The organism is Pseudoalteromonas sp. NEC-BIFX-2020_002, assembly GCF_013002825.1.
Classification (GTDB): Bacteria; Pseudomonadota; Gammaproteobacteria; order Enterobacterales; family Alteromonadaceae; genus Pseudoalteromonas; species Pseudoalteromonas neustonica.
In genome coordinates this window covers 1-10,612 of sequence record NZ_JABEPJ010000036.1, presented here as the reverse complement: position 1 = coordinate 10,612, position 10,612 = coordinate 1, and the positions used below count along the sequence as shown (strand labels likewise).

The window sequence follows — 10,612 nt, the reverse complement described above, 5'->3', positions numbered from 1 at the left end:
AGCGCCGATGATAGTGTAGCATTTGTTATGTGAAAGTAGGTCATCGCCAGGCTCCAAATAAAGAAAGCCCGACTCACTGAGTCGGGCTTTTTTACGTCTGCAGGAAAGTGAAAAAGCGAGCAAGGTGGCCAGTGTCGCTCAGGTGTTCATCTGAAAGCAGTACACCCCCATAAATCGGTTGTCGCGATAAATCACGACCGACGGTTTTACAATCAGCGTACGGGTATTTTATTGTAGGTCAGGCTTTAGCTTGAAGGCATATACAGTATTCCCCAGAGCCTCATATACTCTCTTCGCAACGCATTTTCATGTCACGATAAATCACGATCTACAATAGGTTGACAGCAAGGGACTATATTTTTTCAGGATAGCTTGGTCTCTTGAACAGTAAATACAAACTCCATAAGTGAACAGCAACTTGTGCAAATTATTATCTTTATTGACTGGGCTATAACTAACTGTAACTATTATGCCTGCTAATGAGGTTGTTAAGGGAAGTGGTCGATATGTCTTGTATACAGGTTGTAATTATTGAGGATGAGAAAGCGATTGCTGATACGTTAATTCATACACTCGAAATGGATGGATTTAAAGTCGCCTGGTTTTCAACTGCTGGCGCGGGGCTTGAACATTTAAAAGCAATTAGTACAGATTTACTCATTTTGGATATTGGTTTACCCGATGCTAACGGTTTTGAGTTATGTAAGCAGATCCGAGAGTTTTCATCATTACCTATTATTTTTTTAACAGCCCGCAATGATGAAATAGATCGTGTAGTTGGTTTAGAGATAGGTGGTGATGACTACGTTACTAAGCCGTTTAGCCCTAGAGAAATGCTAGCTCGCGTGAAACTTCGTTTAAAACCACATCGTGTTTCGGCGCCACTGTTAGATTCCTTTCAAAGTAAACCTGTGCTTTATAGTGAAAACTACGATTATTATTATGCAAAGCAATCGCTTGGTCTAACTGCTTTGGAGTTTAAGGTACTCGATAAACTAGTCTCACAACCACGGCAGGTATTTTCTCGCGAGCAATTATTATCATCAGCTGAACTATGCCAAGAGAGTATGTATGCTCGTAATATTGATAGTCATATTAAAGCGATTAGAAACAAGTTACGCACAGCAGGTACAGATGAATTGATTCATACAAAACGTGGCTTTGGGTACTTTTATGAGCCCGTTTAAACAGATTACTCAAGGGTTATCTCGATTTAAGCGCTGGCCTAAAATCCCTCTGGGGTTTAGATTATTTTTACTCTATTTTGTACTTGTTATATTAACAACTTACTTGGTTAGCTCTACTGTAATGCGCGAAATAAAACCAACGGTGCGTCAAGTAAGTGAAGAAACTCTCGTTGATATGGCTAATTTACTCGCCGTCATGGCCCGAGAAGATCTTGTTCAGGGTACATTGGTAGAAGGTAAGTTCGCTAAACAGATTAATTCATACGGTATGCGAGAGCCTAATGCGGCCATTTGGGGGATTAGCAAGCCTGCAATTAATCACCGTATTTATATTACTAATGCTGATGGAGTTGTTGTCCTTGATTCTTGGCAGCAAGATATAGGTAAAGATTTTTCGCGCTGGAATGATGTGTATCTGACATTACGAGGAGAATATGGTGCACGCTCTACAGCCTTGGATTCAAGTGATCCCCTTTCTACTGTGATGCATGTAGCTGCGCCGATTATCCATAATGAAAAAATCATTGGCGCTGTCACGGTAGCTAAAGCAAACCGATCGGTGCAACCATTTATTAATATGTCTAAGTACCGTGTATTAAGTTGGCTAGCGGTGATGAGTATATTGGCATTAATAGTAGGGGCTTTGATCGCTTGGCGGATCAATAGCGCTTTGTATAAGCTAGCTAATTATGCCGACAAAATAGGCCGGGGTGAAAAGGCCAATAAACCGACTTTTAGAGTATTTTATGAATATGGGTTACTCAGTGATGCACTTGAGAAAATGCGCCGTCAACTAGATGGTAAAAGCTATGTAGAAAACTATGTGCAAACTCTAACACATGAATTGAAAAGTCCATTATCAGCGATTAAAGGCGCGAGTGAGATCCTACAAACCCCGCTAAGTAATGATAAACAGCAGTTATTTGCTAGTAATATTGAATCAGAAACAGCACGAATGCAAAAGTTGATAGATAAGTTATTAGCATTAACGAAACTAGAACAACTTCCTGAACTTGAAAAGCGAGAAGTTATTTTTATAACCCCATTACTTGAGGCAATAAAGGATTCTTTTATAGCTAAAGCCACTAATAAAAATGCCCTAATAACAATTCAATGTGACTCTAGTATGCAGTTAATGGGAGATCGCTTTTTAATACAGCAGGCTCTTTATAACATTGTTGATAATGCGTTCGACTTTTTATTCGAAAGCGGCCAAATCAATATCTTCGTAGAAGTACATCAGCGCATGGTGAGTATTAAAATTAGCAATACGGGCTCTTGTATTCCTGATTATGCGCTGTTGCGCATTACAGAGCGCTTTTACTCACTGCCTCGTGCTAACGGTAATAAAAGCACAGGCTTAGGTTTAAATTTTGTAGAGCAAGTCATTAAATTACATAAAGGGGAACTCACGATAAGTAATATTGAACAAGGGGTGTTGGTTGACATCACAGTACCAACTCCATAAAAGCTCCACTTAAGACCCACCATAACTCCACATAGCTTCGTTACCATGTATACCCAAGCCACCTCAAGATGCAGAATTCAGCGTTTCACAGGGGCTTAATATCAAGGCGTTACTTTGAAACAATGGCAATCCCTTTTAAGAAGGAACAACGATGAGAGTAAGTCCCTGTGAAGCGCCCTGCGGGTTGGTTTTAAAGCGATTTATACTACGTTATTGATTTTAACAATAGAACCACTATTACTTGCAATCAATGCCTTGCCTAAATCGCTTTAAATTCCAACTGAAACTCGCATCTTGAGGTGGCTTGGGTATATTTAAATAATACATGGAGCGAATATAGATGAAACAAAAAATAGAAACAAAATTGGTGATAATTATAGGTTTAATTGTCTTGCTACTTATCCCAATTTTTATGATCCAAAATTTAATAGATGAGCGAGCTGATCTGCAAGATCAAGTTCAAGCAGATATTGCAAAAAGTAGTAGTGCTGAGCAACAAATTATTGGTCCTTTTATTCATGCTGAATATATTGAAACCAGCACTCGAGATGGTAAAACGATAGATCATGTCGTAAGTGTTTTGCTATTGCCTGAATCACTGAATATAGACAGCACATTATCAACATTCGAAAAATACCGGGGCATTTATAAAGCTCTTCTATATCGTTCAAAAAATAGGTTTGATGGTGTGTTTGATACAACGTCATTAAAACCATTAGCAGGCAAAAAAATAAAGCGGCTTAATCTTGTTATGGCCATTGCTGATATCCGAGGGATTGGGCAAGGCTCTCAAATAAGTATGAATGATCACACCTACAAATTGTTACCGGGTACGCAAATCGCACAATTACCAGAAGGGGTTCGTATTGAACTTGATTATGCAAGCATCATGGAAGCGCCTATTTTACCGTACCAAATTGACTTAAATTTGCAAGGTATGCGCAAACTTGCTTTAGCGCCTGTTGGCAAAGAAACCTCATTAACGATGCAAGCTGATTGGCCTCATCCAAGTTTTGTCGGCGACTACCTCCCAATTGAATCGAATATTTCACAGCAAAGCTTCTCAGCAAGTTGGCAAACAAATTATTTTGCCACGAATCTGCAGGAGTTATTTAACCATTGTTTATTTCAAAATGAATGTGCGCAATTTAAGCAGCGCAGCATGGGGGTTAATTTAGTTGATGGCGTAAATCATTATCTTAAAAGTTATCGCGCAAGTAATTATGCTTTACTCGTGATCTTACTGGTGTTTGCTAGTTTCTTTTTACTTGAGGTATTGCGTGGTGAGCCAATACACCCTGTACAATATGGTTTTGTCGGACTTGCTCTAGCTGTTTTTTATTTACTGTTGATTTCTTTAAGTGAGCATTTAGGGTTTAATCTGGCGTATCTTTTATCAGCTCTTTCATCCGCATTTTTACTCAGTATCTATGTTGCGGGCATGCTTAAAAATAGTAAACATGGTGGGTTTTTCTTCCTCGGTGTTGTGTTTTTATATGGTTTATTATTTGGCTTATTAAGTGCGGAAGATTATGCATTATTGATGGGCAGTGTATTGGTGTTTGCAGTACTCAGTTTGATTATGATGCTCACTCGAACCGTAAACTGGTATAGCACAAAGCCGCAAGCTGATAACGAGGTTACTTAAGTAACCTTCGCTCAAATAATAAAAGGGCTGATAATTTTATCGGCCCTTTTATGATTATTCAGAGTTCAGGTTTATTAACTATTAGACAAAAATACAGTTAGCTTTTCGCCTATTTTTAAATGGTCGCTTGAGAGATTATTCCATTGTTTTAGTTTATTTATACTGACTTTGTAATGCTTCGCGATTTTCCATAAGCTTTCTCCCGATTTTACTTTATGCTCAATTTCTTGATCGGCAAGTATAGGGAGGATCAATTTACTCCCCGCGCGAATGCGGTTACTCGTTAGGTTATTAAATGCTTTTAATTGATTCACACTGATCGCATAGCGTTTAGCTATCACACTGAGACTGTCACCAGATTGAATTGTATAATGCTGCCATTGACTGAAATCGTTACTTTTTTGACTTGCGAGCATGCTTTTAAATGCGGCTTGTTTATCTATAGGGACAACGATGTGCGGTGCATCAATAATAGCAGGAAAGCGGATCACGCCATTATTTAATGATTCTAGTTGTTGCCATTTATCTTTGTTATCTAAAATAACCGATCCCGATACAGGCACCACAGCAATAGCATTTTTATTTGGAATTACTGGAAATGCCATTTTCTGGCTTTTTAATAATTGCGCCGCAGCAAGTAATTTAGGTACGTACTGACTTGTTTGTTTTGGTAACTTTAAACTAAAAAAATCGGTCGGTTTACCCTGTTTTTTATTGTTACGAATTGCCCTCAATACACGTCCTTCGCCTAGATTATAGGCCGCAACAGTATGATACCAATCACCGTCAAAACGTAGATATAAATACTCCATAAAATCGAGCGCTGCGCGGGTACTATCTATGACATCCTGACGCCCATCGTACCAAGGAGATATGTGCACTTTAAAGTGCTTGGCAATTGCGGGAGTCAGTTGCCATAACCCTGAAGCATGTTTATGTGAATAGGCACTTGCATCAAAGTCACTTTCAATCAGCGGCATTAATGCCAATTCAATGGGTAACCCGCGTTTTTCGACTTCGTTTACAATATAGTAAAGGTAAGGTTCGGCTCGGCGGCTAATTTCATCCATATAGTTTGGGTGAGATAAATACCACGCTATGCGTTGCTGTACATCTGGGTGGCTTGAATTAGCAAAGCTTAACTGTACGCGAATACGTTGCCAAACATCATCTAGCGTTTGAGGGGCTAAAGGCGCTACCTGCTCAATCGCTTCACTTTGCTGACTAATAACGGAGCTTGGCTGTGCTGTAATAACTGTTTGAGGGGTTGGCTTTTCAGATGTGGTTTCACAGCCAGATAAAACAAAAATGAGCGGAAAAATGCCGATATATCGATTAGAAAACACGTATGAAATCACTCCTAAAATGTCGATGAGGTCAGCCTAGCTAAAAACGAACGCTAGCTGGAGAGTACTAACAACACTAGGGCGTGTTGACCTTTGTGGATTGAAGTTTGTTCAATCTAGGGGCGATTTAATCGCGGCGCGAGGTTTGTAACCTAGTGGGCTAAGTAAAAACCGAGCAACAATGAGTTAATCACCCCTAGGAAGAACCCTTTGGGCAGCGCATGTTTGGCATTTATACTGCGTTATCGCCTATTTATGGGGAACACCACACACCATAGGCGCTGCCTTGCCTAAATACCAAACAGTCTGCTGAAAAATCAATCACGAAAGGTCAACACGCCCTAATATTACTATGTTAATTAGCATCTTAACCAAAGTTGGGGTTAATTAATATTTAAGTGAGTTTTAAATTGATCTTTATAACGTCGGGATAAATTAAGTACCTTACCCGTGGTTAGTTTTATTTCACTATCGCCGCTAGATAATGGTGTGATCGATTCAACTGCATCTAAGCGAATTGCATGAGAGCGATGAATACGGCAAAACCCTTGAGATTCTAAATTACTGCTAAGCTGAGTTAATGTAGCGCGAAGTGGGTAAATACGTTCTGCGCAGTGCAGGTTTACATAATTCCCAGATGATTCTAACCAGTCTATGTTGTTCACTTTAACGATAAACTCTTTACCGAGCTTTTTTACTAAAAAACGATCGAATTGGGTGGGGATAAGCTCTTCTTCATTATTTGCCAAAGTGGTCGCTTCCCCTATGATTTGAGCGAAAACATAACTAAATACTTTAATAACGACGATAAAAAACAAAAACGCCCACAGATCTTTGCGGTATTCATATAACAGCTCAAACCAATTCAGGCCAAAGTCATAAGCGCGCGCTTGTAGCCAATAGATAAGCTTGCGCAATCCAATCATCACCCCAACGTGCAGCACACAATAAAGTACAGATGCTGCAAAATATAAAGCGATTGAGCGGTTCACTGCTTGCCAATTAAAAGGATGGTGTTTTAGCAAGTATAAAAGAGCTGGTATGAGTAATAAGGTACTAACAGCGCTCGTGTATTCCCACACAAAAGGCTCCCACAACAGAAATGGTAATGCGCCATCGCGCTGCGCTTCCATAATTTGAGAGGTGGCGTTAATACTGTTGTTAATAAACACATACAATGCTAGAAAAATAGCGGCATACCATTTTTGGTAGTGTTGAAAGTGGTGTAGTTGAGCGCTATTTAATGTGTGCATACTTTACAGAGTTATCGCAAAAATTATTCCAATAAGCTTGAGCATAGCAAGCAGGTAATAATAGGCAATACTTTTCATCGGCTACTGTCCCTGTGAGCCACCGCTTATCCCTACGTATTGTTTTATCAGCCTTTTATACTTGGAATTAAGATTATCTTCGCTACATTAATACACATATTAAGGTATGGATGTAAGTCATGGTCAAACAACTAAAAAATGGGCTAGGGAGTGTTTTTTCACCTTGGCTAAATGTGTTCAATCACTCTTGTGAAAGTTTACCGCGGCGCTATGAGCTCGATTGGCTAAGAGTGTTGGCATTTGGTTTACTTATTTTTTATCACACAGGTATGCTGTACAGCCAAAGCTGGGGTTTTCATTTCAAAAGCCAATATCTAAGCAGCGGTGTTGAAAATGCCATGCTATTACTATCGCCCTGGCGAATGGGACTGATTTGGTTTATCTCTGGCGTTGCACTGCGCTTCATTGCGGCGCGTTTGTCTTTTTGGGATTTTTTAGTTAGTCGCAGTATACTCATATTATTGCCTTTGCTTGTTGGGATCTGGTTTGTAGTTCCGGTACAGCTGTATGCGCAAATGTCACAAGAAAGTGGTTTAACGCTGAATTATTGGCAGTTTTATCAGGCATTTTTTGATTTATCACACCCGATTTTTAAAAATTATAGTGCCGGTATTTGGCCCCATGTTGATGTAAATCACCTTTGGTATTTACGCTCATTATGGCAATTTACCTTGCTGCTTGTGCTGATTTTACCTTTACTACATCTTTCTAAAGTTCAGGCTTTAATTACGTACTTGTGTGAGCAGTCACTGCTTATTATTTTCATTGTATTACTGTTGCCGCTTTGCGCGCTAAAATTGAGCTGGCCGAGTGATACGTTTCGTTATCCCATGGGCGCGTTGTTTTTACTTTATGGTTATTTACTTGCGTGGCAGCCAGTATTTTATAGTCAATTACAGCGCTGTTGGCGGGTGTTGCTAGGGCTATTTATTGTCGGTTATCTATTAGTTGTTGCGAGCTATCATATTATTTGGCAAAACCCTGCATCTAGCCAATGGCAAATCACTAGCATGGACATGCTTTATACCACCCAGCGTTTACTTGGTGTAGTACTGATGTTAGCCCTCGCACAACGTTTTTTGAATCGCAACCATCCGATACTTAGCAAGCTTAATGGCGCCGTTTTCCCATTTTATATTTTACATCAAAGCGTGATCATCGCCTTGGCGTTTTGGTTTACGCCAATGCAATTGGGAGTAATCATTGAGCCTCTTGCTATCATCAGCCTTACTTTTATGATTTGTTGGTTTTTCTATGAAGTGATTAGCGGATTCGATGTTCTTTGCCCGTTGTTTGGTATAAAGCCTAGCGGGCAATACAGCAGAAAACTTCGCTTTTATGCGCGGTTGATTGGATTTGGGATTATTAGCCCGTTGATGTTGGTATTACTTATTTAGAAAGTGATTTAGGGCTGAGTTAAGAGTTGCCCTGTATTATTAGTTGTCATAAAAAAACCATAAAACCGTAGCCCATTAGTCATACACATGTGATGCACTATGCCCCAATTAATTATTCAAAAAATTAAAAGGGTTTTTTCATGCTAAAACGTTCATTGCTCGCAATTTCATTACTTTGTGCTTTAACAGGGTGCTCGCTTGATGGCGACGATGGTTTAACTGGTCCGCAGGGAGGGCAAGGAGCTGCCGGTGTTGATGGTCAAAATGGAGTTGATGGGGGCGATGGCGCTAATGGTGAAAATGGTCAAGACGCGAATCGACTTTTAGATATTAACTTAGTTGGTCGCGCGGTACTAAATGCACAAAGCCCTGAAGGGGCCGCTGAAATTGTTGCTTATCAGGCTTCAAAAAAGTGGATTTATGCAATTAACAGCTCCGGTGATGTTGCCGTTGTAAATATTTTGCCAGCACAAAGCTTTGATAGCGCCGCCATGGTAAAAAATAATGAAGGCATTGTTACGGCAACTAATTTAACAAGCGCGATCACCATTACTTTAAATGATCACACCACCGGTGATGCAAACAGTATTGCAATTGATGAGAATAACCAGATCCTTGCTGTGGCAATGGCATCTAAAACGGTTGGTGAAGCAGGTTATATTGCCTTTTATAACATCGCAGGCGATGCCCCTGTTTTTATTAAAAATGTAATGGTTGGTGCATTGCCAGATATGGTGACATTCACCCATGACGGTAGCAAGGTAGTGGTTGCAAATGAAGGTGAGCCTGCAGGCGATTACAGTGTAGATCCACTTGGCAGTATTAGCATTATCAGTGTTAATAACGGGGCAATTGCAGATGCAGCTACAATGCTTGATTTTACAGCCTATAACGACAAACAAACAGAGCTAGAGGCACAAGGTTTTGTATTTGCCAATCCCACAGGGCGAACGATTAATGGCAAAGTTATTAATACAACGGTGGCAATGGATTTAGAACCTGAGTATGTCAGTATCTCCAAAGATAACCGCTACGCGTACGTGTCTATTCAAGAAAATAACGGCTTGGCTGTGATTGATTTAACAGACAACAGCATGAAGCTAATGGGGCTTGGTTTTAAAGATTGGTCTAACTTGACCATGGATGCGTCAGATAAAGACGGCAAAGTTAACTTTCAAAAGTACCCGGGTTTATTTGGTATGTATCAGCCAGATACTATTTCCAGCTTTAGCTACAAAGGGGCAAACTTCATTGTCAGTGCAAACGAAGGTGATGGCCGAGAGTACTTTTTTGATGCAGCCAATGCCGCAGACTGTACAGCAAAAGGCGGTCTTGATTTTGACGATAAAGACGGCTGCTTGGCGTACATTGATGAGTCACGCGCAAAAGATTTAACGCTCGCGGCGAACTTCTCTTATCTGAATAACGACAATGACGATATTGGCCGTTTAAAAGTAACCATAGTGAAAGGCGATGCAGATAACGATGGGCAATATGAGCAGCTTTATACTTACGGTGCACGCTCATTCACTATTTGGGATAGCAATGGCTTAGTGGTATTTGATTCTGGGGATCAAATTGAGCGCATTACCGCATCTATTCATGGCAGCGCGTTTAATAACGATGAAGATACCAATGAAGGCGATACCCGCTCAGATGCCAAAGGGCCGGAGCCTGAAGCATTAGCGCTGGGTAAAGTTGGCGAGCGTTTATTTGCGTTTGTTGGATTAGAGCGTATGGGTGGCATTATGGTATACGACATCACCAACCCATTTGACGTTAAATACACTGATTATTTTTATAACCGTGGCACGACAGAAGGGGCAGATATCACTGGCGATTTAGCGCCAGAGGGCATGGCATTTGTACCCGCTGAGCAAAGTGCGACAGGCAAAGCATTGCTGATTGTGGGTAATGAAATATCAGGTTCAATAGCAGTATGGGAAATTGCACTTAAGTAATTATTTAACTTAAAAATGGCGCACATACACAGTGCGTCCTTTTATTTTCTAGCGCGTAAAGGTGTTTACTGTAGGGTTATACTTTAGGTTGTCGCCATAAATGACGACCTACAATGTAGGACGTGCTTTAGCGCGAAAAGGTGTTTGTGTTGTGGTCAACTAATTCCGGACAGTGAATTAAGTTTTTCTTCGGCTACTCCAGGGGCAACCATTTGGTTGTGGCTATGCGGCCTGCGCCAGTTATAGTAATTCATCAAATAATAGCTAATATCTT

The 10,612-nt window shown here is 40.3% G+C and carries 7 protein-coding genes; 5 read left to right on the top strand and 2 right to left on the bottom strand.

What is annotated here, in order from left to right:
* The first annotated feature begins 506 nt into the window (after positions 1 to 506).
* From HJP15_RS21465 to creD, 3 genes are all read left to right on the top strand, one after another.
* Positions 507 to 1,187, top strand: a complete 681-nt coding sequence (locus HJP15_RS21465) for a response regulator (protein WP_054205792.1) — start codon at positions 507 to 509, stop codon at positions 1,185 to 1,187.
* Positions 1,174 to 2,655: a two-component system sensor histidine kinase CreC gene (gene creC / locus HJP15_RS21460; protein WP_170174610.1), complete on the top strand. Its 1,482-nt coding sequence runs from the start codon at positions 1,174 to 1,176 to the stop codon at positions 2,653 to 2,655. The genes HJP15_RS21465 and creC overlap by 14 nt, the downstream gene beginning before the upstream one ends.
* A 340-nt stretch (positions 2,656 to 2,995) precedes the next feature.
* On the top strand, positions 2,996 to 4,303 hold the full coding sequence (gene creD, locus HJP15_RS21455) for a cell envelope integrity protein CreD (RefSeq protein ID WP_170174609.1): 1,308 nt from the start codon (positions 2,996 to 2,998) through the stop codon (positions 4,301 to 4,303).
* Between the two features lie 74 nt (positions 4,304 to 4,377).
* Here the strand turns inward: creD and HJP15_RS21450 are convergent, their stop codons facing one another.
* Together HJP15_RS21450 and HJP15_RS21445 are read right to left on the bottom strand one after the other, a co-directional pair.
* Positions 4,378 to 5,649 (bottom strand): LysM peptidoglycan-binding domain-containing protein, encoded by a 1,272-nt coding sequence (locus HJP15_RS21450; protein WP_054454253.1) that lies wholly within the window; start codon positions 5,647 to 5,649, stop codon positions 4,378 to 4,380.
* A 383-nt stretch (positions 5,650 to 6,032) separates the two neighbouring features.
* Positions 6,033 to 6,902 (bottom strand): LytR/AlgR family response regulator transcription factor, encoded by an 870-nt coding sequence (locus HJP15_RS21445; RefSeq protein ID WP_054205796.1) that lies wholly within the window; start codon positions 6,900 to 6,902, stop codon positions 6,033 to 6,035.
* A 197-nt stretch (positions 6,903 to 7,099) separates the two neighbouring features.
* Here HJP15_RS21445 and HJP15_RS21440 point away from each other — a divergent pair, with 197 nt between their 5' ends.
* Together HJP15_RS21440 and HJP15_RS21435 are read left to right on the top strand one after the other, a co-directional pair.
* Complete coding sequence (locus tag HJP15_RS21440) at positions 7,100 to 8,377, top strand: acyltransferase family protein (protein WP_170174608.1); 1,278 nt, start codon at positions 7,100 to 7,102, stop codon at positions 8,375 to 8,377.
* 140 nt (positions 8,378 to 8,517) lie between these two features.
* Positions 8,518 to 10,338, top strand: coding sequence for a choice-of-anchor I family protein (locus tag HJP15_RS21435; RefSeq protein WP_170174607.1), 1,821 nt, complete (start codon positions 8,518 to 8,520; stop codon positions 10,336 to 10,338).
* Positions 10,339 to 10,612 lie beyond the last annotated feature (274 nt).

What these genes read in the sequence shown, in the direction of transcription:
- HJP15_RS21465 (WP_054205792.1), top strand. Translation starts at nt 507, where the DNA reads ATGTCTTGTATACAGGTTGTAATTATTGAGGATGAGAAAGCGATTGCT.
- creC (WP_170174610.1), top strand. Translation starts at nt 1,174, where the DNA reads ATGAGCCCGTTTAAACAGATTACTCAAGGGTTATCTCGATTTAAGCGC.
- HJP15_RS21435 (WP_170174607.1), top strand. Translation starts at nt 8,518, where the DNA reads ATGCTAAAACGTTCATTGCTCGCAATTTCATTACTTTGTGCTTTAACA.
- creD (WP_170174609.1), top strand. Translation starts at nt 2,996, where the DNA reads ATGAAACAAAAAATAGAAACAAAATTGGTGATAATTATAGGTTTAATT.
- HJP15_RS21440 (WP_170174608.1), top strand. Translation starts at nt 7,100, where the DNA reads ATGGTCAAACAACTAAAAAATGGGCTAGGGAGTGTTTTTTCACCTTGG.
- HJP15_RS21445 (WP_054205796.1), bottom strand. Translation starts at nt 6,902, where the DNA reads ATGCACACATTAAATAGCGCTCAACTACACCACTTTCAACACTACCAA.